The organism is Desulfonema magnum (assembly GCF_017377395.1).
GTDB lineage: Bacteria > Desulfobacterota > Desulfobacteria > Desulfobacterales > 4be13 > Desulfonema_C > Desulfonema_C magnum.
On the sequence record NZ_CP061800.1, the window covers coordinates 2,058,481 to 2,083,574 of the forward strand.

Annotated in this window: 20 protein-coding genes; 13 read left to right on the forward strand and 7 right to left on the reverse strand. The window is 45.3% G+C overall.

Features of this window, described 5'->3' with window-relative positions:
- Nucleotides 1–540: 540 nt before the first annotated feature.
- From dnm_RS08285 to dnm_RS08315, 7 genes are all read left to right on the forward strand, one after another.
- The gene (locus tag dnm_RS08285; protein WP_207682203.1) at nt 541–1,437 is read left to right on the forward strand and encodes a universal stress protein; all 897 of its coding nucleotides are present in this window, start codon (nt 541–543) and stop codon (nt 1,435–1,437) included.
- A 41-nt stretch (nt 1,438–1,478) separates the two neighbouring features.
- Nucleotides 1,479–2,846, forward strand: coding sequence for an electron transport complex subunit RsxC (gene rsxC, locus dnm_RS08290; RefSeq protein WP_207682204.1), 1,368 nt, complete (start codon nt 1,479–1,481; stop codon nt 2,844–2,846).
- A gap of 16 nt (nt 2,847–2,862) precedes the next feature.
- A complete protein-coding gene (locus dnm_RS08295) occupies nt 2,863–3,849 on the forward strand; it encodes an RnfABCDGE type electron transport complex subunit D (RefSeq protein ID WP_207682205.1) in 987 nt (328 codons plus the stop codon).
- Between the two features lies 1 nt (nt 3,850).
- Nucleotides 3,851–4,516 carry an RnfABCDGE type electron transport complex subunit G gene (locus dnm_RS08300; protein ID WP_207682206.1) on the forward strand — a complete coding sequence of 222 codons (666 nt, stop codon included), beginning with the start codon at nt 3,851–3,853 and terminating at the stop codon, nt 4,514–4,516.
- Nucleotides 4,516–5,139, forward strand: a complete 624-nt coding sequence (gene rsxE, locus dnm_RS08305; protein ID WP_207682207.1) for an electron transport complex subunit RsxE — start codon at nt 4,516–4,518, stop codon at nt 5,137–5,139. Before dnm_RS08300 ends, rsxE begins: the two co-directional genes overlap by 1 nt.
- Before the next feature lie 81 nt (nt 5,140–5,220).
- Nucleotides 5,221–5,985: an electron transport complex protein RnfA gene (locus dnm_RS08310; protein WP_207682208.1), complete on the forward strand. Its 765-nt coding sequence runs from the start codon at nt 5,221–5,223 to the stop codon at nt 5,983–5,985.
- A gap of 43 nt (nt 5,986–6,028) precedes the next feature.
- Nucleotides 6,029–6,889 (forward strand): RnfABCDGE type electron transport complex subunit B, encoded by an 861-nt coding sequence (locus dnm_RS08315; RefSeq protein WP_246556255.1) that lies wholly within the window; start codon nt 6,029–6,031, stop codon nt 6,887–6,889.
- 486 nt (nt 6,890–7,375) lie between these two features.
- On the opposite strand, the gene dnm_RS08320 is transcribed toward dnm_RS08315, so the two are convergent.
- The 5 genes from dnm_RS08320 to dnm_RS08340 form a co-directional block, all read right to left on the reverse strand.
- Complete coding sequence (locus tag dnm_RS08320; RefSeq protein ID WP_207682209.1) at nt 7,376–7,528, reverse strand: hypothetical protein; 153 nt, start codon at nt 7,526–7,528, stop codon at nt 7,376–7,378.
- Between the two features lie 192 nt (nt 7,529–7,720).
- The gene (locus dnm_RS08325; RefSeq protein ID WP_207682210.1) at nt 7,721–8,485 is read right to left on the reverse strand and encodes a DUF4405 domain-containing protein; all 765 of its coding nucleotides are present in this window, start codon (nt 8,483–8,485) and stop codon (nt 7,721–7,723) included.
- Between the two features lie 6 nt (nt 8,486–8,491).
- A complete protein-coding gene (locus dnm_RS08330; protein ID WP_207682211.1) occupies nt 8,492–9,832 on the reverse strand; it encodes a sigma-54-dependent transcriptional regulator in 1,341 nt (446 codons plus the stop codon).
- A gap of 450 nt (nt 9,833–10,282) precedes the next feature.
- Entirely contained in the window at nt 10,283–12,145 is a 1,863-nt protein-coding gene (locus tag dnm_RS08335) for a dockerin type I repeat-containing protein (protein ID WP_207682212.1), read from the reverse strand.
- Nucleotides 12,146–12,546: 401 nt separating this feature from the next.
- Nucleotides 12,547–13,578: a group II intron reverse transcriptase gene (locus dnm_RS08340; protein WP_337833611.1), complete on the reverse strand. Its 1,032-nt coding sequence runs from the start codon at nt 13,576–13,578 to the stop codon at nt 12,547–12,549.
- A 297-nt stretch (nt 13,579–13,875) separates the two neighbouring features.
- On the opposite strand from dnm_RS08340, the gene dnm_RS08345 reads away from it, so the two are divergent.
- The 4 genes from dnm_RS08345 (at nt 13,876) to dnm_RS08360 (ending at nt 18,334) form a co-directional block, all read left to right on the forward strand.
- Complete coding sequence (locus dnm_RS08345; protein WP_207679484.1) at nt 13,876–15,204, forward strand: hypothetical protein; 1,329 nt, start codon at nt 13,876–13,878, stop codon at nt 15,202–15,204.
- Nucleotides 15,201–16,136 (forward strand): ISL3 family transposase, encoded by a 936-nt coding sequence (locus dnm_RS08350; RefSeq protein ID WP_207682214.1) that lies wholly within the window; start codon nt 15,201–15,203, stop codon nt 16,134–16,136. Before dnm_RS08345 ends, dnm_RS08350 begins: the two co-directional genes overlap by 4 nt.
- A gap of 520 nt (nt 16,137–16,656) precedes the next feature.
- Nucleotides 16,657–17,364, forward strand: a complete 708-nt coding sequence (locus tag dnm_RS08355) for an IS1 family transposase (RefSeq protein WP_207683628.1) — start codon at nt 16,657–16,659, stop codon at nt 17,362–17,364.
- Between the two features lie 82 nt (nt 17,365–17,446).
- Entirely contained in the window at nt 17,447–18,334 is an 888-nt protein-coding gene (locus dnm_RS08360; protein WP_207682215.1) for a hypothetical protein, read from the forward strand.
- A gap of 9 nt (nt 18,335–18,343) precedes the next feature.
- Here the strand turns inward: dnm_RS08360 and dnm_RS08365 are convergent, their stop codons facing one another.
- Together dnm_RS08365 and dnm_RS08370 are read right to left on the reverse strand one after the other, a co-directional pair.
- The gene (locus tag dnm_RS08365) at nt 18,344–18,898 is read right to left on the reverse strand and encodes an NUDIX hydrolase (protein WP_207682216.1); all 555 of its coding nucleotides are present in this window, start codon (nt 18,896–18,898) and stop codon (nt 18,344–18,346) included.
- A 178-nt stretch (nt 18,899–19,076) separates the two neighbouring features.
- On the reverse strand, nt 19,077–20,903 hold the full coding sequence (locus dnm_RS08370; RefSeq protein WP_207682217.1) for a methyl-accepting chemotaxis protein: 1,827 nt from the start codon (nt 20,901–20,903) through the stop codon (nt 19,077–19,079).
- Between the two features lie 1,297 nt (nt 20,904–22,200).
- On the opposite strand from dnm_RS08370, the gene dnm_RS08375 reads away from it, so the two are divergent.
- Nucleotides 22,201–23,583, forward strand: coding sequence for a SpoIIE family protein phosphatase (locus tag dnm_RS08375; protein ID WP_207682218.1), 1,383 nt, complete (start codon nt 22,201–22,203; stop codon nt 23,581–23,583).
- 78 nt (nt 23,584–23,661) lie between these two features.
- The gene (locus dnm_RS08380) at nt 23,662–25,026 is read left to right on the forward strand and encodes a SpoIIE family protein phosphatase (protein WP_207682219.1); all 1,365 of its coding nucleotides are present in this window, start codon (nt 23,662–23,664) and stop codon (nt 25,024–25,026) included.
- The last annotated feature ends 68 nt before the right edge of the window (nt 25,027–25,094 follow it).

The window sequence follows — 25,094 nt, forward strand, 5'->3', positions numbered from 1 at the left end:
GCTTTGCTTCATTTCCGCACTCCGGATAATGCCATCTGAATTGCGAAAATTCCGCTTCGCTTCATTTCCGCACTCCGGATAATTGTCATCTGAATTGCGAAAATTCCGCTTCGCTCCATTTCCGCACGCCGGATAATGCCATCTGAAACAAAAAAGAATTTGATCTGCTGGTTTTATTTAACATTATGATAATAAATGGAAAATAACGCTTAAAATTTTTCATTTATTTTTTATGATTTTTTTTCTTGCTTTCTGTTATATGATCTGATATAGAAAACGGTTTGAAAAATTGGAGCATGTTTTCCATGTTTTGGGGTGTGATGTGGGAGAGCATATGGAAAATTCTCCATCGTATAAGAGGATTGTATGGAAAACTGACAGCCTTATGATGATGGTATGGTTACAGAACTATAGGTAATCCTTTTGTATTTATGGGTGAATGTTTAATATATAACTATGGTAATATACGACTATGGTGATAAAAATAACATTTGGTCAGCCCCGATCCATGGTGTAAACTAAAACAGGATATTATTTGCCATGACAGAGTTAAAAAAAATTAAGATTCTGCTTGCCTATGACGGTTCAAATTTCGCCTTGGATGCAGTGCAATACATAGGAACAGTTTTTCCCAGTGACAGAACTGAAGTTGTTATTTTCTATGTGGAAACGAAGCTGCCCATATCCTTCTGGCATATGGAAAAGGAACTTGACTTCCGTTTTCATACACCTGAAATCAGAGCCAGCATGGCAACAAGGAAAAAAACAGTCAACCTTGCCATGGAAAAGGCCCGAAAAGTGCTGACAGACTCAGGCTTCCCGTCAGATTCGGTTCATACGGTGATTTATAGAAAAAATCAGGGAATTATCCAGGATATCATTGAAGAATCCCATCAGGGATATGACGCTCTGATTATCGGACGGAAGGGGCACAGCAGGATAAAGGACTTTTTCATAGATACGTTGCCAATCAGACTGTTGGGAAAAATTAAAAATATTCCCCTGATCGTTGTCGGAAGAAAACCTTCCCATAAAAATATCCTGGTTGCCTTTGACGGGACCCGGGAGATTATGAAGGCTGTAGAACGCATGAGTTCCCTGATTGATACCAGCGGATGCAAATTGTTGTTATGTCATTCGCAACAGCCCCTGAGGATGTTCCGAACCCCCCCGGAAAAATCTCCATCAGAACTGTTTGATTTGTCTGTGAATTATTTTTTAGAAGCAGGCTTTTCCCCTGATCAGGTCTCCTTTGAGATTATAGAGGATGAAAAAGATCCCACGCGCTGTATCCTGAATAAGGCCAAATATGGTGGTTACGGTACCATTGTTATTGGAAGACGGGCGCTTACGACTTTGAAAAGAATGATGTTAAACAGGGTTGGCAACAGGATTTTCAGATATGCGGAGGGTCATGTTGTCTGGGTCGTTCAATAATTATTTTTAGATGAAAACATGAGAAAGGGTAATACTGGCTTATGGGTCTATTCAGGTTAAAAGGTTTTCCAGGTACCGGCAATTTTCGCCATGGCATCCATCCTCCTGATAATAAAAGCTTATCAGCCGAATCAAAAGTTGAAGTGATGCAGACACCTGAAACTGTTGTCTTACCATTGCTTCAGCATATAGGGGCGCAGTGCAAACCTGTTGTGAAGCCGCGGCAGATCGTAAGATATGGAGAAGTTGTCGGGGTCGGCAGGGCATTTATTTCAGCCTCCCTTCATTCACCTGTTGCAGGAAAAGTAAAAAAAATCGGAATGGTCACCCTGCCCAACAGCATGCATCTTCCTGCCATATCCATTAAGACTGAAGGTGATCAGATCAACCCTCAGAGATTATGGGATGAGATGACAGCAATGGACTGGCCAAGGGACTGTATTTCAATCTATGCCCCTGAGACCATTGCCAAGATAATTCATAATTCAGGGATTGTCGGGTTGGGCGGTGCGGCATTTCCGACCCATGTGAAGGTCGCACCGAATGATTCAAGGATGATTGACACCCTCCTGATTAACGGCTGTGAATGCGAGCCTTATCTCTCCTGTGATGACAGACTGATGAGGGAGGCGCCAAAGGCCATTGTCACAGGCGCTCTTTTGGCAGGTCGTGCCGTGGCAGCAAAGGAGATCGTCATCTGTGTGGAGAATAACAAGCCTGAGGCTATCCTAAAACTGCAACAAGCCACTGAGAAGACGCTGATAAAGATTGCCGTGTTAAAGACCAAATATCCCCAGGGAAGTGAGAAACAACTGGTCAAATCCGTACTCGGCCTGGAGATTCCCCTGGGGGGGCTGCCGTCAGATGCGGGGGTTGCCATAAGCAATGTCGCAACCATAGCGAGCGTGGCAAGGGGCGTGATTAAGGAGGGGCCTCTGACCCACAGGGTGATCAGTGTCTCCGGCAGGGGCATAAAACATCCGAAAAACCTTTTTGTTCCCATTGGTATTTCCATGGGAGAGGTGATCGAATACTGCGGCGGCATCACAGAGGATGCGGCGAGAATCATCTCAGGCGGCCCTATGATGGGATTTGCCTTTTCAGATATGACCACTCCGGTCACCAAGGGGACTTCCGGTATCACAGTGCTGACCCATGATGAGATTTCCGATGAGCAGGAAACCTCCTGTGTCCGGTGCGGACGCTGTGTTGACGCCTGCCCCATGAATCTTGTTCCCACACGGCTTGCTTTGGCTGCGAGATATAATAATCCGTCCATTGCAATCCGATATCATATTAACGCGTGTTTTGAATGTGGCTGTTGCACTTATGTTTGTCCTGCAAAGATCAAACTTGTCCAGCTGATTCGGACCGGAAAAAAACTGGTTGCCGCCATGGCAAAAAGTTAACACAAGGGATTTTTGCGTGTCAGATACAATAAAACAATCAGAAGACATATTAAAGGAGGCTGCCATTCATGTGGCACCGTCTCCGCACATCCTCAATACTGCAAACACCACACAAAGGATGATGAAGGATGTCCTGATAGGACTTTTACCCATTATATGCATGTCCGTCTGGCTGTTCAGGGCCTACGCCGTAAAACAGCTAATTATCTGCACATTGGCATGTCTTATCTCGGAGTTCCTTTTTGTAAGAATGCGAGGCAGGTCCGCATCTCTTGGCGATTGTTCGGCTGTGGTAACCGGCATTATTCTTGCGCTTTCCTTGCCAGGGTCAGCCCCTTGGTTTGTCGGTGTTATTGCTTCAATGATTGCCATGGGCATCGGAAAGATCATCTTTGGTGGCCTTGGCATGAACATTTTCAATCCTGCCATGGTCGGCAGGGCCTTTGTTATGATCGCCTTTGCCCAGTTGATGGGAGCCTCTGCTTATGAGAATATGACGGGCCTTGCGGATGCTGTCTCAGGGGCAACCCCCCTGAGTGCATTAAAATTCAGCGGTTCCGCGATTAAGATTTCAGAGCTTTTCTGGGGTGTCACCAACGGATCGCTGGGTGAGACAAGTGCCTTTGCCTGTCTTGTGGGAGGCCTGTTTATTGTGCTCAGAAAAACAGCTTCCTGGCAGATCCCTCTGAGCATCATTTTAACGGTCACAGGCATTGCCGGCATCACAGATATTGCGGGTTCCCATTCTGGTGAATTCCTTTTTCACCATCTCTTTGGCGGTGCCCTGATGTTCGGCGCATTTTTCATCGCGACGGATCCGGTCACATCTCCCCTTACTGCAAAGGGAAAATGGTATTTCGGATTTGGCACAGGAGTCTTAATCATGGTCATCAGACTTTTCAGCGGTTATCCCGAGGGGGTGATGTTCGCGATTCTCCTTATGAATGCCGTGACACCGTTGATTAATCGCTGGACAACCCCTTTACCGATGGGAGAAGCCTGATATGGAATCATCAATTAAAAACACTAATCTGTTCCAGGCATGGCTGGTACTCCTGCTTGCCACTGTTTTCGGGACAACCCTTGCCGGTGTTCAGACCAAGCTGGGCCCCGTGATTGAGGCAAACAAGATCAATGAGACCATGGAAAAAATTCCAACGCTTACCCTGGGCGAAGCTCAGGCTGAAAAAATGACTGAGCAGGGCAATGCCCTTGTCATTGAGCCTCGTCTTATTGAAATCAGCAAAAATGGCATCAAAAAGTTTTATACGGTCTATGATGCGTATTATAAAGACGGCACCAGGGCAGGATTTGTGGCCAAGGCCTCAGGCCAGGGCTATGCGGATAAGATTGAATTGCTCCTGGGTCTTGATGCGGATGCCAGTACCATCACAGGTCTCTTTATCCTGGACCAGAAAGAGACCCCGGGCCTTGGAAATAAAGTCATAGAAAAACACTGGCGGGACCAGTTTCTGAACCAATCCTCAGACAAGGGCCTTGTCGTCGTAAAAGGGAAATCAGAAGGGTCCCATGAAATTGGCGCGGTCTCAGGGGCAACCATTTCATCCAAAAGCGTCACCGGCATTGTGAACAGAACCATTGCCGACATAAAGCACCAGCTTATTTTGCCCCCGGTAAGTGAGAATGATAAAATTAAGGAGAACAAGTAATGGCTGATCAACCCACAGCCTTTGAAAGATTCGTTCAGGGCATTTTGCCTGAAAATCCGGTATATCGTCAGTTGCTTGGTCTTTGTCCGACCCTGGCTGTCTCCAATGGTATGAAACCGGCACTGACCATGGCCTGTTCCGTTGCCTTTGTGCTCTTGTGTGCCAATGTTGTCACCAGCCTGATCAGGAATCTTTTGAAGCCTCATCTCCGCATTGTTGTTTTCACGCTGACCATTGCAACGTTTGTGACAATAGCGGACCGCTTTCTTGCGGCGTATCTGTTTCAGATGAGCAAAACCCTGGGCCCCTATATTCCTCTGATCATTGTGAACTGCCTTATTATCTGCCGATGTGAGGTGTGCGCTTCCAAACAGTCTGTGTTCACGGCCGCATCCGACGCCCTGGGCCAGGCCCTGGGCTTTGGTCTTGCCCTTTCAAGCATTGCCACGGTCCGGGAAATCTTTGGCACGGGCATGTTTTTTGGCATAAGGCTGCTTCCTTCAGCCTGGCCCGACTGGGTCATAATGGTGCTGCCTCCCGGAGCGTTTATCACACTGGGCCTGCTTCTTGGTCTTGTCAACTGGATTGGCATCGTTAAATCAAGGCGGTCCGTCAATGACTAATGGCTGCCTGAGGATTTCAATCCCGGGATTTTGCCAACAAGTATTCTTCCCAACAAGCTTAATTTTTTACAGGCGGTTTTTATGATTTATTTTTTGGATATAATGCTTATTGCCCTGACAGCATCTTTGATTAATAATTTTGTACTTTACTATTTTGTGGGCATCTGTCCCTTTGTCGGTGTTTCAAGAAAGGTTGAGATGGCCTTTGGCATGGGATGTGCCGTCACCTTTGTCATCAGCATCGCTGCCCTGATCAGTTGGACGATAACCACCATGGTGCTGATACCCGGTGCGCCATTGTCTTCCTTTATTGCGGGTTTCTTTCTTCCGGAGGAGGCCGCCGGAAAGATAGACCTTACCGTATTAAGTTATATTGTTTACATCTTTGCAATCGCTTCCTCTGTTCAGTTTGTGGAAATGTATGTAAGAAAATTTTTTCCCCTTCTGTATCGGTCCTTTGGTGTCTTTCTTCCTCTGATCACCACCAATTGTGCCATCCTTTTTGCCTGTCTCACCATCATGAGCCATATTGTCGGCGTTGACAACCCTGCGGATGCATGGGATATCGGACGCTCCATGACCCTGGCTTTCTTCGGTGGTGTGGGGTTTACCATTGCCATTGTGATTATGTCCGGCATCAGGGAAGAACTGGAGATTTGTGATATTCCCGAACCTTTTCAGGGTGCTGCGATAACACTTATCATCGGCGGCATCCTTGCGCTTGCCTTCATGGGATTCACAGGGGTTGATTCTGGCATAAGGGACACTATAATGCCAGCTCCGACAGAGCAAAATCTGACGATGGCTCCCCTGCAAGCAGAAATTCTTGCACAATCTGATTTTTAATTCGACTTAATCCTGAAATCTTTGTTTCCCAAGTGAGGTTATCATGATCGTTATCACTCTTGCCATAGCTTCCGGAACCATGTTGCTTATGGCAATCATACTCTCTTATATTCTTGGCTGGGCAAATGAGAAATTTAAAGTTGAGGTTGATCCCAGAATCGAAGCGGTGCTGGAAATACTTCCAGGTGCCAACTGCGGCGGATGCGGGTATCTCGGATGCAGTGACTATGCCGTGGCCATTGTCACGGACAATGATCCTGTCAATAAATGTACTGTGGGAGGAGAAGCCTGTGCCAAGCAGCTTGCTGAGATCATGGGGGTTGAAGCCACTAAGACCAATCCGCTTTATGCCGTTGTCCATTGCGGTGCCCATAGCGATGACCGCCTTATGCCAACGGAATACCGCGGGGAAAAGCGATGTTCCGCGGCCCATCAGGTGGCAGGGGTTCAGGGCTGCACCTTTGGCTGTCTGGGGTTCGGGGACTGTGTCAGGGCCTGTAATTATGATGCCATTCATATTGTGGATTCTCTTGCAACAGTTGATTATGAAAAATGTATCGGCTGTGGTGCCTGTGCAAAGGTCTGTCCCAGAAACATTATCACCATCGTGGGGTTTCAGGAGGATATGATTCCCACAGTTGCCTGCTCCAATAAGGATAAGCCAAAGGAAGCAAAGGCTGTCTGCCAGGTATCCTGTATCGGTTGCAAGATATGTTCTAAATCTTCAGATATTTTCAATGTCAATGACAACCTCTCAGAATGTGATTATGAGAGGTACACGGCAGATAATTATGAAGAGGTGGTAGAAGCGATGGAAAAATGCGCCAGAAAAAGTATCTGCTTCATTGGCAAAGGCATTGGTCAGAAAGCTGATTCCAGGCCCTCCGTTTTAATGCAAAAGTAATTCTGATGATAACGGATTTAAGGGAGGCCGACCAAGCCCCGCAGGGGCGGTGTATTTGTAGCAGCAGGTTTTTTGCCGGACGGGGTTTGCAACCCCGTCCGGAATATTTTCCGGATCGCCGCCCGCAAACGTTTCGGACGGGGTTGCAAACCCCGTCCGGCAGCCGTCCCTCATTCTTAGCCTGATGCATATGCGACCAAGCCCCGCAGGGGCGGTGTATTCGTAGCAGCAGGTTTGCGCCCCCCCCGCAGAGGGCGGTATATTTGCAGCATGCCGTCCCTGCGGGGCTTTCCCGCATATGCATCAGGCTAAGACTGCCGGACGGGGTTTGCAACCCCGTCCGAAACGTTTGTTTTCGGGGGTCGGAAAATATTTCGGACGGGGTTGCAAACCCCGTCCGGCAGATCACGAGTTAATAAAAACAATGAGTTACGATCTTAGCCTGATGCATATGGGCTTTCCCGGCCTCCCCTGAATCCGTTATAATCAGTCAATATCATCGGTAACGGCCCCGATATGCTGAGAAACATTGTCATGGTCGCGGATGATCTTAAAATGGCAGAAGCCGGGGAGACTGGTTCCTGTGTCATTGGGACTGCCCACGGTCAAAGTTTCCAGACGGATATGGAATAAACACATTTCCCCATCCTGTTTTTAAATTTAAACTGCATCTTATCAACGAATCATATTTTACTTATTATAACGGATGGTAAGAGAACCTGTTTCAGGAGAAAATAATCCAATGCCTCCTTTTCCCTTCTCAATGTCCTCTCATTTGTTCAAACACCTCCATAGGAGATAATCCTCCGGCCTCTGCCACTTCTCTGAATGTCATGTCCGGTGACGCTTTGATGTTTTGTTCCGAAAGCTTTGAAATCCCGGCTTCCAAATCAAAATGATATTCCCTGGCCCCTGAGCCAATGTTTTTCTTCCCAGACCCGAAGGCATCAGTCCGCTGCCATTTCCTGAAGGCTGATGCTCTGAAATTTTGTTTGACGCTTTGATAAACAAATATACCTGCTGGGGGGCGATACCGTTTGTTTTGGCGATCTCCTTCAGTGTCTTATTTTTGCTTATCTCCCTGAGATTTTGCTGATTCAGTAGTTTTACAGCGTTATCCGCGTCAAGCTCCATTTTCTTACAAAAAAATTGTAGGGAGGAGAGTTCCGCATGTCCGTAAGGCGGACTTCCCCACACCCTTTCATGTCTGGCTTTAATGCTGTCGTTGATGTCAATGACAGTCTGAAACGGCGGTATGCTGAAATAGGTTCCCAGAACAAAAATAACGGCCACGGAAAGAGATATGACAAACTCTGTGTTAAAGACCACCAGTTGCTTCAGTTTGTTTTTAAGATACGCAAGAAGGGTGTTCCAGTTGTAGTAAAGGTGGAACCCCGAGGCAATCAGAAACAAAAGCGATATGTTGATGTGAATGTTTGTCCAATCTGTTTTACTTAATCCGAGTAATCGCCAATCTGCCCAGTACGCCACCCTGCCCTGGGGAACAATGTAAAGCATAATACCTGTCAGCCCCAGAAAAAAGAATGATGTCAGAGAAGTCAGAGAGACAATTCTCCGAAATCTGATCTCCTTCATAAATTATTACCTCCTGATTAAATTTTTTTTTATGTTATATTTTTTCATCTTATACCTTAACACTCGTTCACTGATTCCCAAAGATTCAGCCGCCTTTGTCTGAACCCATTCATTTTTTTCCAGCGAGGACATCAGCATCTCCCGCTCCACAGCTTCCAGCCGTTCCACAAGATTTCCCTCTTCTGTCACCTGCTGGTATCTGACTTCGGGAGGCAAATCCCTTGCCTGAATCACTCTGCCGCGGCCCAGGGTCACGGTGCGTTGAATCATATGTTCCAGTTCTCTGACATTCCCGGGAAACGAATATTTTACCAGCGTTGTCATGGCGTCCGCACCAAAAACCACCGGGCGGGAACTGTATTTCTCAAGAAAAAACTCGATCAGATCAGGAATATCCTCTTTGCGCCGGCGTAACGGGGGGAGTTCAATGTCAAACACATTGAGGCGATAATAAAGGTCTTCCCGAAACAGTCCTTGTTCAACCAGGGTTCTGAGATCACGATTTGTGGCCGTTATCACCCGCACATCCGCTGAAATCTCTTTTTCACTTCCCACTCGGGATATCTGTTTTTCCTGAAGTGCGCGCAGGAGTTTGGGCTGCAAGCTCAGGGGCAGTTCTCCGATTTCGTCTAAAAAAAGACTGCCGTTCCGCGCCAGTTCAAAACGTCCCCGCCGGTTTGAGGTCGCACCGGTAAACGCGCCTTTTTCATGTCCGAACAGTTCTGATTCAAACAGATTTTCAGGAATCGCACCGCAATTGACTTCAATAAAAGGACCGTCACTGACCGGACTGAGCAGATGAATAAGGCGGGCGATAAGTTCCTTTCCTGTGCCGCTTTCTCCCCGGAGCAGGACGCTCCACGGCGTGGGGGCAACCCGTCTGACCAGAGAAAGCACCTCTTTCATGGCCGCGCCCTGACCGACAATTTTAATGGGAAGTTCGCTCTGATCCAGGGTGTCGGCCGCATCCGCGGCTTCTTCTTCAACAATGATATGCTGTTCAGTCATCTGAATTTTATCCAGTAGCTGAACCAGATCAACAGGTTTCTCAAGAAAATCGTCCGCACCGAGTTTCATCACTTCAACCGCGGTGTCCACAGTGCCGTAAGCTGTGATCATAATCGCCCGCACCAGGGGATTGATGGCTTTCATATTGGCAAGCACTTCATCCCCCGTAAGATCGGGCATCCGGTGATCCAACAGCACCAGTTGGAAGGGAAGCTCCATAAAACGCCGCAATGCCTCCTGACCGTTTGCCGCGGTAACGACTTCATATCCCTTTTTCCTGAGAAAACCTTTTAAAATATCGCGCTGCATATCTTCGTCATCTACGATGAGAATTTTCATGGTGTCCTATTCTTTCGTGTCTTAAATACATTCCCAGCCAGCCGAAAGTAGAAGCAATGGAAAAATGCGCCAGAAAAAGTATCTGCTTCATTGGCAAAGGCATTGGTCAGAAAGCTGATTCCAGGCCCTCCGTTTTAATGCAAAAGTAATTCTGATGATAACGGATTTAAGGGAGGCCGACCAAGCCCATATGTATCAGGCTAAGATTACAACCTACTGTTTTTATTAACTCTGATTTTGCCGGACGGGGTTTGCAACCCCGTCCGGAATATTTTCCGGATCGCCGCCCGCAAACGTTTCGGACGGGGTTGCAAACCCCGTCCGGCAGCGGAAGCAATTCATTGATATTTTTAATTAAAATCATATAATTAAGTCCTTAGCTTGATGCATATGCGGTGAATGCCCCCCGAAAATGTACCCAAAGGAGTGGCGTTTGCCTCAGTGTTTTCTTTATAGGCTTCCAAGTATTGCGAGAACTTCGGCCATGCCGATTTTTCCGTCGCAATTGACATCCGCAGCTATCAGATAATTATCCGGCAAACCTGTCGGAACCATGCCTGCAATGATTTGCAAAGCCAAAACAGCATCTGTCAGACTGACACCGTTCCCATCAATATCTCCGTTGCCGGGCATGCAATACTGATCCCAGAATATTCCGACCCAACCGGTCGTGCTGGTTGAACCTTTGGGCGCTCCCAGGATGAAATCTTTTGAGCCGCCATTATTGAATTCGCCAATCAGAAAGCTTGATCCCATGCGGCCGGATGAGTAATTGTGCGGCGGATCCGGTGTTATGAACGCTATGTCATAAGTTGTTGCCAGATCATACTCGGAGCTGAGTGATGATTTTCCGAAAACGGTATAGAGATATCCGTTATAGGCCGTCTGCGCTCTTGCCTGGGGAGCGCTCATCGTGATATCGGCAATTCCGTCATCATTCACATCTTCCGCAGAGACTGCAAAACCGAGTTTGGTGTCCGGTCTTGACGTATCTAATGTAATGCGGATATCGGCATTGTCACGCATACTGTGCAATTCGGTCACTTGCGGAAAGGAAGCCTGTCCGAACACCACCTCGACCTTGCCTGTCCCGGTTGTTTTGGTGCCGTCAATCTTTGACATGGGTGAACCAATGATAATATCGTTTATCTGATCCCCGTTCACATCACCGATGGCAATTGATCCGCGGCCGGTCAGGGGGGTAACTTCGGTTATATTGTGAAATGGCCCGCCTAGTTGATCTTCCTTCCATCCTCCATAAATCACTTTACAGGCAAGCTCTCCACCCGGAGCTATATCAACAACCTTTCCCGAAGCGGCAAAATCCGCGCCCACGGCTTGCATGAAAACAGCGCCCGCATTTTCAGAACTTGTCGGATTTGTTTCATACTGATGACCCATCAGAAGCTCGGCCTGCGCATCGCCGTCAATATCGCCCACAGCCAGACTTGTGACCTGAAAACGGTCATCTCCTTCATTTTTCAAGATATAAATGTCGGCATCTGTCACCAGATTGATGGGACCGCCTGCGGAAAGGGGGCCTTTGACGACATATACGCCCCCATTGATACCTTTTTGAGAATCCGTGGGATGAAGGTGAGTCGTAACCAGAGGCGTCCAGCCAGTTTCCAAAGCGCAGATATCCGCAATAAGAAGATCTTCCTGATTGTCACCGGTGACGTCTTCAACGATGATGGCGCTGATCCACATTTCATCGTTGTCCCGTTTCAACACCAAATCAGCGTCCTTCTCCAGCTGATAGGTTGCATTCAGGTTCTGGGAGCCGAACACCACATAGACCTGACTGGCTGATGTGTCAGTTGCGTTCTGCTCCACGATCAACAGGTCATCAATATTGTCGCCGTTCAGTTCTCCAGCCGCCAATTTTGAACCTGTCTTGGCACCGTCGGTAACTCCGAAAAGCCGGACATCCGCATGATGTTCGGTCTGATTTCCTGTGTTAAACGAGGCCGGGAGGTTGCTCATGTCTGATCCGCCATAAAAGATCATAACCATTCCGCAGGGGTCGCCTGAGAAGGGGTTTGGTTCTCCCGCGGCTGAAACGGCAACGTCGTCAACCGAATCTCCGTTGAAATCACCTTTTACCATTGCATAACCAAGGTTGGACCCCTGCAAGCCTTCCGTGCTGATAAAAACATCCGGATCAACGCTTTCCAAGTCTGTCAGGGTTTGTGCAAAGCTGGTTGTCACAAAACCAAAAAAGAACACCAAGGACAGTATGGCATATACTTCAATTGCTCCAGTCCTCCTGTTTCCGATCAAATGATTAATTACGTTTGTTTTCTTCAGCATTTTTACAATCTCCTTTCATTTTTTGCAATTAAAAAACTGAACAGTAAAGAGTTCCTTTGACATTATGGATGCCAATATACGATAACCTTCTGAAATCATTAATATCAAATTCTGGTAGTCCTGCAAAGGTAGTGATGAATCCCGTTCAGTCCCCCGGTTATCAGGACACTGAATCTCATTCATCACTACTTGTGCAGGACTACCCAAATTCTTAAGATCTCATCTTGCTGATTCCAATCATTTCAGTATGTTAACCGAGGCAATCACAATGAAAAAAAATATATAGTCGGGTAGGTGAGGGCTGTTGCCAGCCCGTAGAATTGTTACCAATTCACTCACCCCCCTAAGAACCGAGTATGTAAGTTTCCAAACTGACGGCTCAGGCCTTTCAAAGACCCTGTTTAGAAATCCGGCTTTTCAACTTTCAACTTCAGGCTGTGAACTTGTCTGTGGCAGTTTGGGTGCAGCAGAACGAGATTATCAAGCGTGTCTTTACCCCCATGTACTTTCCATCTGATGTGGTGTTTATGCCATTTGGTCCTGTCATCTGTTCTTTGCTGACAGACCGGACATATGCCGTTCTGCTTCTTCCACAGAGAGAACATCCGCCCCCGATCTTTCAGGTTTTCGGCAGCCTGCCTGTTCAGGTGCCGTTTAAAATAAATCTCCCATTCCGGATCGTATGGGTTGGCCAGCCCTCTGATTTTAACATGACGCTTGATCCTGACATCCATAGCCTTCGTCAAAGTAGCCTTTTTCTCACGTTCCCTGCCAAAGAAGCACCAGTCTCTTCCTCTTTCAGTTTGGTAAAAATACTTTGCTTTGATTTTCTTCACAGGCATATTCTGATGTCTGCTTTTTGCCCATTTCCAAAGCGTTTTTGTTATTTCAAAATCCACATGGCCGAATACGACTTTGCTGACCACATGACGGTGAAAATTTGCCCATCCCCTGATTACAGGGTTGAGTTCCCATATCAGATGAACGGGTTTCCCGCTCGGACTGTTTCTGATGATCCCCTTCACTTTATGCAGGAAATTTCTCACATTTTTCTCTGACGGTTTTATCAGAAGTCTGCCATCATATTTTCGGATATTTTGCCCCAGAAAGTCAAAACCTTTGCTGATATGCGTTATATGGGTCTTTTCCTCGGAGAGTTCCGGACCTCTTTCCCCGTAATGCTGTTTTACTATGGGAGCGACCTCATCTTCAAGTATTTCTTTTGTGTTGCCTGTGATGATGAAGTCATCCGCAAATCTGATCAGATGTACTTTGTCCTGCTTGGGAAAGGCATCCTTCAGTTTGCTTTCCAGACCGTCCAGTGCGATGTTGGCCAACAGAGGTGAAATAATTCCCCCCTGGGGAGTGCCGTCTTCTGTCGGATAACGTTTGCCTTTTTCAATAAAACCGGCTTTCAACCACTGGCTGAGAATCGTATTATCAGTAGATGGAAACTAAAAAAAACTCTTGATTTTTAAAATTGACCTTTCCAGTATTGAAATTAACATGCTGTTTATATTGAGTTTACATAAATTAATCTCATGAAAATGCGTTTGAAACCAGCTTATATTTTAAGAATGCGAATCTGTAGTCAGACACTCGGATTTAAAATTTTTCTTGGCATACGACGGACTTCGTGATATACTGTACAAATATACGGTTCGGAAATATATGTCCGAGCCTCTGACCGCCCTGATTCCGGGTGCCGATATTATAAGGAGGTTCTTATTATGACAACGAAAACCGCTGAGGAACATTTTACCGAAGAAATGCTTCGTGCCGCCGAGGAGTTCGGAAAAATACTCCGCCCGTATTTCCGCCGGATGCCTGATGAGGATATGGAAACCCTTCTTCTCATCAGCATGGCGGTATTTCTCGGAGCGGACAATGTTTACCAGGTTATGCAGGTGCTCGGACTCCCGAAAACCGCCACCTATGACCGTGTTAAAAACGTCAGTGTTTACTGCTGGCGTAAGTTCCTGCAGAATCACCTTTACAGCATCGCTGTTCCTCTCCTGCGGGAGAGGCTCACCATGAGCGATGCCACAAAAAGCCGGGACGGACTGATTATGGCAGTCGATGACTCCGTGATTGCCCGTATTGCCACGGAACTCGGCTATGTATGGAAATGGTGGAGCGGCCAGCTTAAACGCGTGGCGAACGGGCAGAACGTGATCGCTCTGATTCTGGTAATCGGTGACATTATTCTCCCTCTCGACGTGCGGATAGTCTCCAAACAGGGCAGGGGGCTTAAAACCAAGCCTGAGATATATGAGGAGATGCTGAAAGCCGCCGAAGCAAAATTCGAAGCCGCGGGCATTGACATCAGCCGCCTCGGAACTACAGGTGATGCGGCATATTTTTCTCAGGATATCGCGGCATTCTGCCGCGGTGAATGTTCGGAAGAAGCCTCGTCCGAATCGGATGCGTCAGCTACAGACACCGGCCTTGCGAACGAAGATGCCGAATCGTCCGATCCCGCACTCTTACTGACTCTTACCGGAATTTTCCGCGGCAAGGACAACTACGTCTTTGAAATTGACGGAGAAATCCGGAAGGCCGGCCAGTGGCGGAAAAATTTCAAAGATCGTCTTACTCCCGGATGGGGAACAGACGGACAGCCGGTGTATCGAACCGAAGCAGTAAGCGAAACCTTCGGCGAGGTTATTCTCGTCTTCTATATTCCGAAGGGGAAACGGGCGGTCAGCTACCTTATTATAGCAGGACGACCTCTGCGTAGCAGCGAGGCACTGCATGCCTTCGCCTTCCATCATCGCATCGAAGAATTCCGGAAGCTCCTCAAAGACACTCTCGAACTGGGAGCAATGCATCTCCGAGATCGGAAGGGGGCTCATGCCTGCGTCGGCGTCAAAGTCATCGCATACCTCGTCGTCAATATGATGAAGCAGAATCTGAGGAAGCTCCGACGCTTCCGAAATGTGACCATTAACAAGTTAGTCAGACTCTGCCCGAAGTTCGTTGACGTCCGAAAAATTTTCAAAGAGCATTTTCAGAGTATTATTCCCAATAATCACACGTTGGATAAGGCTTTAGCGTGATTTCAGAAAGGTCAATATTACTTCAGACGGTTAACAGCACCACAGAAGATGTGAGTGTCAGGGAAAATCTCGGATACGAGGCTGTGACAGGAATTATCAGCCGTCGGATTGCCGCCGAAGCAAAGTGGGACGAAATAAAGAGAATCGATATCATAGGAACTGATGAAATTTCTCTGAGAAAAGGGCATAAGGATTTTGTGACAATTGTGACATCGCTTACACAAGGAGATATCCTGATATTGGCAGTTCCCGGAGACCGTAAAAAGGAAACTGTGAGGAAATTTCTGAAAACAATTCCGAAAAGGCTGAGGAAGACAGTCCGGGGAGTATGTTCGGACATGTACGAAGGTTTTATCAATGCGGCGAAGGAGGTTTTCGGAAAAAGAATGAGAATCATAGCAGACCGGTTTCATGTCGCGAAGTTGTACAGAAAAGACTTTGACGGACTTCGCAAAAAGGAGATGAGGCGTCTGAAAAAGGAATTGTCGGAAGAGGAATACGGAAAACTGAAAGGAGCAATGCGGGCATTGCGGAAAAAAAAGGAGAAACTGAGCGATAAGGAAAAGGAGGTTCTGAAACGTCTGTTCGGATATTCTCCTGACCTGAAACTCGCTTACGATTTCTGCAGAGAACTCACAGATATTTTCGAAGAAGATATTTCAAAGAGCGAAGCGAAGCGGAAAATCAGGATCTGGAAAATACGGGTCGGAGTGAGCGGGCTGAACTGTTTTGACAACTTCCTCAAAACATTGAAGAAACGCCATAATGAGATAATAAATTATTTTACTGACCGACAGACAGGCGGCTTCGCGGAAGGACTGAATAACAAGATAAAAGTGATAAAACGGCGGTGTTACGGTATTACGAATATTGAAAATTTATTTCGAAGAATATTTCTCGATCTCAGAGGATATTCTTTGTTTGCCTCATAATAATGAGAACAATAAAAATGAATTGTCAAAGAGCTACTAAAAACGATAACATATTATTTTGTATGATAAAAAGCTTTAACACGAATTACCAGAGAACCAAGGATATCTCTGCTGTCTGCGAATGTTCTCCGCCTCGGATGCGAAAGTCATGTTCCTGCCTCCCTGTTCTTTATTTCTGATTTTTAATATATATTGACAAAATGTCATACAGTATAATACAGGTTTGTCGTCAGGTCATCCGAAAACCTTGTCAGACAGGAAAGAGAAGACATAAAACTGCCACCCTGCCACCCGGATATTTATGATAACATTCTGATTTGCAAACAATTTATTTTAAACACGAATTGCCAGAGAGCCAAAATTATCCGGCGATGTGGTTCAGGATGAAGAGCAGCTCTTCGTCATCCACGGTGAGAATTTTCATGGTGTCCTATCTAAGTAAATCAAAAATTGGTAGTCCTGAACAAGTAATGATGATATGTTGAATGTAAATACATAAAAAAAATAAAAGGAGCAAAAGCTGACGAACTGTCCCAAATGTAAATCTGACAATATTGTAAAAAACGGAAATATTCACAACGGAAAACAGGGATTTCTGTGCAAAAAATGCGGAAGGCGGTTTGTTGAGAATCCTTCCAAAAAAATTATTTCTCAGGAGACAGAGGATGTCATTGACAGACTTCTGAGGGAACGCATCCCGCTTGCCGGTATAGCAAGAGCTGTCGGGGTTTCCGAGCGTTGGCTTCATAATTATGTCAATGAGAAATATAAAAATATTCCGAAGAAAGCGGATGTAAAAAAAAAGTCGAAAGGACGGCTCACTCCCGAATGTGACGAACTGCGGTCCTTTGTTGATAATAAAGGCAATAAGGTCCTGATATGGCTGGAAAAAGACCGGGACACGGGTGAAATTGTCGGTGTTCATATCGGAAGCCGGGACAAAGCGGGCGCAAAGGGTCTCCGGGATTCCCTGCCTCCTGTATATCGTCAGTGTGCGGTCTGTCACACTGATTTCCGGGAAGCGTATAATTCTGTCTTTCCATCGGAAAGGCATCGTGCTGTCGGCAAAGAGACAGGGCAGACCAGCCATATTGAAAGATTTAACAACACGCTTCGGCAGAGAGTTTCGCGTCTTGTGAGAAAAACGCTTTCCTTTTCCAAAAAAATTGAGAATCATATCGGTGCGATATGGTATTTTATTCATCACTATAATGCTTCGCTTGGTTAATTCGTAATATATGCCATCATTACTTGTTCAGGACTACCCAAAAAATTTTTCCGGAGTGCAAAAATTGCATTTTTGCAAGCGCATGCAAAAAACCGCTTCGCTTTATTTTTGCACTCCGGATATAAAAAAACCGTCCGGTGAAATATTTCACTGTGTGCTTATGCAAAAATACAATTTTTGCACTCCGGATATAAAAAAACCGTCCGGTGAAATATTTCACTGTGTGCTTATGCAAAAATACAATTTTTGCACTCCGGATATAAAAAAACCGTCCGGTGAAATATTTCACTGTGTGCTTATGCAAAAATACAATTTTTGCACTCCGGATATAAAAAAACCGTCCGGTGAAATATTTCACTGTGTGCTTATGCAAAAATACAATTTTTGCACTCCGGATATAAAAAAACCGTCCGGTGAAATATTTCACTGTGTGCTTATGCAAAAATACAATTTTTGCACTCCGGATATAAAAAAACCGTCCGGTGAAATATTTCACTGTGTGCTTATGCAAAAATACAATTTTTGCACTCCGGATATAAAAAAACCGTCCGGTGAAATATTTCACTGTGTGCTTATGCAAAAATACAATTTTTGCACTCCGGATATAAAAAAACCGTCCGGTGAAATATTTCACTGTGTGCTTATGCAAAAATACAATTTTTGCACTCCGGATATAAAAAAACCGTCCGGTGAAATATTTCACTGTGTGCTTATGCAAAAATACAATTTTTGCACTCCGGATATAAAAAAACCGTCCGGTGAAATATTTCACTGTGTGCTTATGCAAAAATACAATTTTTGCACTCCGGATATAAAAAAACCGTCCGGTGAAATATTTCACTGTGTGCTTATGCAAAAATACAATTTTTGCACTCCGGATATAAAAAAACCGTCCGGTGAAATATTTCACTGTGTGCTTATGCAAAAATACAATTTTTGCACTCCGGATATAAAAAAAACCGTCCGGTGAAATATTTCACTATGAAAATTTTCCCTGATATTCCATATAAAACCGATAAAATGCGGCCAGGACCAGGGCGTGAGTAATTTCTCTGTCCCGGATGAGACGGGGAATATCAGCAAGGGGCCGCAACACCACTTCAATATCTTCTTTTTCATCCTGATGCTGCCGGCCTGCAAGCACAACATCCTTTGCGACAAAGCTGTAACACTCATTGTTCTGTATGGCAGGATTGGGATAAACACTTCCGAGACATATTACCTCTGATGCCTGATATCCCGTTTCTTCAGAAAGTTCCCGGATTGCCGCCGCTTCAGGAGTCTCATTTTTGTCAACAAGCCCCCCTGGAATTTCCAGCGTGATGTCTCTTGTCCCATGGCGGTACTGCCGAACCAGGACAACTTCGTTTTGTGAGGTGATGGGAATAATATTCACCCATGAGGATGATTCTAAAATGAAAAAATTGTGTTCTTTTCCTGTACGGGGCGAAATAGCGGTGTCTGTTCTGAGGTTGAAAACTTTATAAGATTTATCTGTTTTGGCGGAAGTCACTTTCCACGGTTTCAGGGACATTCTGTGTTTCTCCTTTTAATATGTCACAATTTAAATTTTTACAATTTCAGAAAGTTCGACAGGAATGTAGGGTGGGTGGAGCGAAGCACAACCCACCGCACAAGGTGGGTTGCGCTTCGCTCCACCCACCCTACGTTTTTGTATCGGGTATATTATTTATGTCAAGTTTCTTAATATGTCATAATTTAAACTTTTTTACAATTTCCGAAAGTTCGACAGCCATCTGCGAAAGTTTTTTTGACGAGAGATCAGTCTTGGACGTATCCTCGGCAGTGCTTTTTGAGGCCATGCTGATATCCTGAATATTCCTTGAAATATCCTGCACTCCGCCTGCCGCATCAGATGAAGACTTGGCCACATTTCGCGTGCCTCTTGCCAGTTCATCAACATTTTGTGCCACATTTTTCGCCATCTCTGATGTCTCATTCGTTGATTTGGCAATCTCTCCCACTAAAATTGCAGATTCATTTGCATTCTTCGCAACATTTTTTACGATCACTGCATTATTTGACACAGATTTTGAGATTTCATTTGCCGTGACAGTCTGTTCCTCGACCGATGATGCGATCATTTCATTGATCGCTGTAATCTCATTTATTATTTTGCCGATGTCTTCCATGGCTTTTACAGCTTCATCAGTACGCTTTTGGATATGCTCTATCTGATCTGAAATCTCATCTGTGGCGTTTGCGGATTGTCGGGCCAGCTCCTTGACTTCGCTCGCAACCACGCCAAAACCTTTGCCCGCGTCTCCTGCGCCGGCTGCTTCAATGGTGGCATTTAAGGCCAGCATGTTTGTCTGATCTGCAATATCTTTAATGATTCGAATAATCTTTCCAATCTGCTTTGATGCTGCCACCAGCGCGCTCATTTTTACATGAACCTCACGGGTACGCTGATTCGCGTTCTGGGATATGCGGCTCGCCTGGGCTGTATTCTTTGCAATCTCGTTCAACGATGCTGTCATTTCTTCCAATGATGTTGCAAATTGGTTTATTTCAAGGGACATATCTTCACCTGATTCCGCCACCTGCTTTACATTGTCAGCGGTTTTCCGGGCCAGACCCGATACCTGAGTGAATGCCGACGACATTTCCTCTGTCATTGAGGCAATGTTTGAGACTGAAACGCTTGACTGTTCGGCTGTCGAGGCCATAGAATCAACATTTGCGGACACCTCTCTTGACGCGGATGCCACGGTTTCCGCCTTTGCGTTCATTTCTTTGACAGAAAAGGCCATTTGTGTGGAAAGCAATGCCAGTTCTTCAGATGACATTGACAGCTTATTCGTATTCTGAGCAATCTGTGAAATAATTATCCGGAGTTTTTCAATAAAGAGGTTAAAACAGTCAGCCAGGACTCCGATCTCATCTTTTGTTTTTATCTCAAGCCGCCGGGTCAGATCGCCTTCTCCTTCAGCAATATCTTTTAACCCTCTGATAACTTCGGATACAGGCTTTACAAGGTAAAATTTCAGGACAACGGAAAGAATTGCCACGAGGCAAAAACTCATCACACTAATTTTGATGAGAATATCAATGGTCAGATTTTTAAGGAGTTCTTCTATAAACCGGGTGGTAAAATAAATATCAACCACACCAAGAAGTTCTCCCTCATACATAATATCTTCGTTTTTAACAATAAAATCACCGGAAATTTTCCCGTCACATTCAATGATTTTCCAGTTTTTATCTCTCTTCCTGGCAAATAAAACTGTCTGTTTCTCAGCGTCCCTGATAACAACGGCATACAGGCTTTTTTCCATGGCCTCCAGTTCAATGAGTTTTGGAATGATTTTTTTATCCATAAACCAGAGGGGCCTTTGCAGACTGCTTGCCAGACGTTTTGAAATGGGAACCGTCATCTCGTCAAAATATGATTTCAATCGCCTGCTTTCATTGATGTAATCATAAACACTGAAACTGGTGGCAACGCATATTGAGGCTAAGATCACGATCAGAGAAATTGTGCCCATTTTTCGTTTAACGATTGTCTGATATTTCATAATTTCTCCCCTTTTATCTTACCTGTTTTTTTGTTTTCCAAAAATGGCATATTGGGAAACTATGAATCTTTATACCTGCACATTGTTTTATGAAAATAGAAAAAATAAGAAGAAGTTAATATGATAGGAGATTTAGCTAAGGGGTTTTCCAAAAAATAAAAATACCTGAAACTCGATAATCAACTTTTTTGTCCGAATCAGGTCAGAAAACTTGGTCATGGAGTGAATCAGATAAGTACCTGAGCAAAAGTTTTTTATATTTGTCCGGGAAGAACCCGGCTTTTTTCCCGGAATGACCCGCCGTCCGTGAAGGAAAAACCCGAGTTTCTCCGCAGTTCGCAGAAAAAAAGATACTGATTATAACGGATTCAGGGGAGGCTCCGATTTCGGGAGGCTGCGCGCGACCTTCCGTTTTCGCAGAAAGCCGGACGGACATTCCCGGAAAACGTCGGTTTCCGGGAAAACAAATATCCTGAATTTCCGGTTCCCGGAACCCCGTGACGGACAGATTTTCCATTCTGACATATAGTCATTTCAGGATGTTGTGCCCTTTCCTAAATCCGTTATAATCAGAAAAGATATATAAAAAACTTTTGCACAGGTACTTATGTTATATTCTGAATTCCCTGAATACGTTTGCATCATTTTTCGTTACGATCTGATACCATGCTGACAAAAGCAGTGTTCAATATAAATCAGCAGTTACAATAAATTAAATTTATAATAAATACATTGCGATCCGAAGCCTGTCAAGAGATTTATGAACAGAGCGGTGGTAAATACTGCTTGAATTAAGATAAAAAAATATGATACTTATCCGATGCATTGGGGAATTTCCCCTTTTCTGAATGTTCTTGATGCAAAGAAGGGACGTTATTCTGTCTTGTCACGGACTCCTGCTTTGATATGAAAATGCATCCGGATTCCCATGTTTGAACATGACATTCGGGATTTTCATGTTTCATTATGGCTGACAGGGTCACAGCTGTTCCCGAACAGGGCATTTCAGGGCTTCGGCCGGGAGCCTGTGGGTCAATGCTGCTGGCTCAGGCAGTTCCGAAAGGATCCGGAGTGCAAAAATTTTATTTTTGCGCCTGCGAAAAAGCATTTTTCGCATTCCGGAGAAATTAGTTCTGACCGGGTAGAATTTTCCTACCCGTGAATACTCTCTTTACCCCATTGACGGGTCTTTGTGACTTATGAAATAAATTATCAGGATATATAAAATAGGATATAAATATAACTTATTGAAATTATTTTATAGTTTGGTGCGTTTGGTGACAGGAGCTGCTTAAATATGGAAAAAAAAATCATAATAAATCATCATGAGGTAAATTCAGGTGACTCGGAGCTGCCTTCCGCCAATTCCGAAATCAGGGTTTTGCTTGTTGATGACCAGGCGTTTATCGGAAAAATCATCGGCCGGATGCTGGAACCTGAGAATGATATTATTTTTCATTATTTCCAGAGCGCTCGTGAGGCACTCAAGATGACAGATAGTATTTCCCCTACGGTTATCCTTCAGGACCTGGTTATGATTGAAATTGACGGATTACACATGGTGTCTTATTTTCGTGCCAAAAGAAAAACGCGCCATACGCCTCTGATTGTCCTGTCCGGTCATGAAGACCCTAAGATCAAAGCAGAAGCCTTTGCGCTCGGCGCAAATGACTACATTGTCAAACCGCCGGACAAAATTGAACTCATCGCCCGTATTCGCTATCATTCTCAGGCTTATATAAACAGACTGCAAAGAGATGAGGCCCACCGAAGGGTAAAAGAACAAAGTATCAAACTCAGAAATACGAATGAACAGCTCCGGGAGCAAATCGCGGAACGTAAACGAGTTGAAGAGGCTCTGCGTGAAAGCAAGAAAAAAGCTGAAACAGAACGGGAAGCTGCCGAATCCGCCAACAAAAAAGTGATGGACAGTATTCGTTACGCCCAGATGATACAGAGTTCCCTGTTGCCGAACCCCGATAATATCAGAAATTTTCTTACTGACAGCTTTTTCATCTGGATGCCCAGAGATATTGTGGGCGGTGATTTTATATTTACGGATTATTTTGAAGACGGTTTTATTATTGCGGTCGTTGACTGCACCGGGCACGGTGTTCCCGGGGCATTTATGACCATGATCGCCTCTTTTGGCCTGAGAAAGATCATAAGAGATGAGGGCTGGCGTGATCCGGCTCAGATTCTGAAGCGTCTGAATTTCTTTGTTCAGACAACACTTCAGCAGGATACGGATTATGCCCTTTCCGATGACGGCCTGGATGCCGCTATTTGTTTCGTAAAATCTGATGAAGCCATGATGACCTTTGCGGGGGCAAAACTGCCGGTGATTTATGTGTGTGAGAAGCAATTAACGCTTGTAAAAGGTGACGGACAGAGCGTCGGTTATAAAAAATCTGATTTAAGATTCAATTTCACCAATCACAGAATAGACATCAGGAGAGGCATGTGCTTTTATATGTTCAGTGACGGATATGTGGATCAGCTCGGGGAAAAAACTGACCGTCGGTTCGGAACCAGGCGATTCAAAAATCTTCTACAGGAAAACGCGCACTTACCTTTTGAGATGCAGCGGAAAATACTTCTTCAGGCATTTAAAGAATATAAAGGCAGAAATGAAATACAGGATGATGTGACGGTGCTGGGGTTCGGGTTCGGGAGTTAATCAGTTTTTGTTTTGTTCCCGCCACAGGGTTTCTGAACGAAGCCAGGGGACGCAGACTTGAAAAATAAGGAAATTGGAATGAATGGTCATAACTCAGATCTGCCTGAATCGGATTTATCTTCCGCCAGTTCCGGTATCAGGGTCTTACTTGTTGATGATCAGGCGTTTATCGGAAAAATGCTTGGTCGTATGCTGGAATCCGAAGAAGATATTGAGCTTCATCATTTCCAAAGTGCGAGAGAAGCCCTGAAAATGGCGGATGAAATTTCTCCGACAGTTATCCTCCAGGATTTGGTCATGCCTGAAATTGACGGCCTGAACATGGTGCATTATTTTCGCGTAAAAAAGCATACACAACACACCCCCCTGATTGTTCTGTCGGCCCAGGAAAACCCTCAGGTGAAAGCAGAAGCTTTTGCCCTCGGCGCAAATGACTATATGGTCAAACCCCCGGACAAAATTGAACTCATCGCACGCATCCGCTATCATTCTCAGGCATATATGAACAGGCTGCAAAGAGATGATGCCCACAGACGACTGGAGGAACAGACGATCAAACTCACCCAGACCAATGAGCAGCTCCTTGAGCAAATTGCCGAACGTAGGCGGATCGAATCAGCTTTGCGTGAAAGCAAGAAAAAAGTCGAAAAAGAGCGGGAAGCCGCGGAATCCGCCAACAAAAAAGTGATGGACAGCATCCGGTATGCCAAAATGATACAAAGTTCTCTGCTGCCGAATCCGGATAATATTAAAACCTTTCTCTCTGAGAGTTTTTTTATCTGGATGCCCAGAGATATTGTGGGCGGCGATTTTATATTTACTGATATCTTTGAACAAGGATTTATCATTGCGGTGCTTGATTGCACAGGTCACGGGGTTCCGGGCGCGTTTATGACCATGATTGCTTCTTTCGGACTGAAAAAAATCATCAGCGGAGAAGGCTGGCATGATCCGGCTCAGATTCTGAAACGTCTGAGTTTCCTGGTCAAAACCACACTTCAGCAGGATACAGACTACGCGCTTTCCGATGACGGTCTGGATGCCGCGGTCTGCTTTGTGGAACCCGATGAATCCCGGCTGACTTTTGCCGGTGCGAAACTGCCTCTGATCTGTAATTATGACGGAGAAGTGAAAGTCATCAAAGGCGACAGAAAAAGCATTGGCTATAAAAAATCCAGTTTGAAATTCAACTTTACAAATCACACGATCAGTATTAATAAAGGCATGTCTTTTTATATGTTCAGCGACGGATTTGTGGATCAGCTGGGCGGGCAGAGAGAACGCCGGTTCGGCACCCGGCGACTTGCCAACCTGATACGGAAAAACACACATTTACCGTTTGACACGCAGCGGGACATACTTATTCAGGCTTTCAACACATGGCAGGAATACGGTGAAAATGAAAGACAGGATGATGTCACCGTGGTAGGCTTCGGATTTTAACATTTAACAGAATGTCCTGCTTCGGATATTCGAGAAACACAAAGGCCAAGATAATCACAGCACGATCT

Excerpts from the sequence above, each read along its gene's own strand:
- dnm_RS08315 (WP_246556255.1), top strand. The coding sequence starts at position 6,029 with ATGATCGTTATCACTCTTGCCATAGCTTCCGGAACCATGTTGCTTATG.
- dnm_RS08365 (WP_207682216.1), bottom strand. The coding sequence starts at position 18,898 with ATGTCCCTGAAACCGTGGAAAGTGACTTCCGCCAAAACAGATAAATCT.
- dnm_RS08360 (WP_207682215.1), top strand. The coding sequence starts at position 17,447 with ATGCAAAAAACCGCTTCGCTTTATTTTTGCACTCCGGATATAAAAAAA.
- dnm_RS08320 (WP_207682209.1), bottom strand. The coding sequence starts at position 7,528 with ATGTGTTTATTCCATATCCGTCTGGAAACTTTGACCGTGGGCAGTCCC.
- rsxE (WP_207682207.1), top strand. The coding sequence starts at position 4,516 with ATGGCTGATCAACCCACAGCCTTTGAAAGATTCGTTCAGGGCATTTTG.
- dnm_RS08285 (WP_207682203.1), top strand. The coding sequence starts at position 541 with ATGACAGAGTTAAAAAAAATTAAGATTCTGCTTGCCTATGACGGTTCA.
- dnm_RS08310 (WP_207682208.1), top strand. The coding sequence starts at position 5,221 with ATGATTTATTTTTTGGATATAATGCTTATTGCCCTGACAGCATCTTTG.
- dnm_RS08325 (WP_207682210.1), bottom strand. The coding sequence starts at position 8,485 with ATGAAGGAGATCAGATTTCGGAGAATTGTCTCTCTGACTTCTCTGACA.
- dnm_RS08380 (WP_207682219.1), top strand. The coding sequence starts at position 23,662 with ATGAATGGTCATAACTCAGATCTGCCTGAATCGGATTTATCTTCCGCC.
- dnm_RS08375 (WP_207682218.1), top strand. The coding sequence starts at position 22,201 with ATGGAAAAAAAAATCATAATAAATCATCATGAGGTAAATTCAGGTGAC.
- dnm_RS08330 (WP_207682211.1), bottom strand. The coding sequence starts at position 9,832 with ATGAAAATTCTCATCGTAGATGACGAAGATATGCAGCGCGATATTTTA.
- dnm_RS08345 (WP_207679484.1), top strand. The coding sequence starts at position 13,876 with ATGACAACGAAAACCGCTGAGGAACATTTTACCGAAGAAATGCTTCGT.
- dnm_RS08300 (WP_207682206.1), top strand. The coding sequence starts at position 3,851 with ATGGAATCATCAATTAAAAACACTAATCTGTTCCAGGCATGGCTGGTA.
- dnm_RS08370 (WP_207682217.1), bottom strand. The coding sequence starts at position 20,903 with ATGAAATATCAGACAATCGTTAAACGAAAAATGGGCACAATTTCTCTG.
- dnm_RS08335 (WP_207682212.1), bottom strand. The coding sequence starts at position 12,145 with ATGCTGAAGAAAACAAACGTAATTAATCATTTGATCGGAAACAGGAGG.
- rsxC (WP_207682204.1), top strand. The coding sequence starts at position 1,479 with ATGGGTCTATTCAGGTTAAAAGGTTTTCCAGGTACCGGCAATTTTCGC.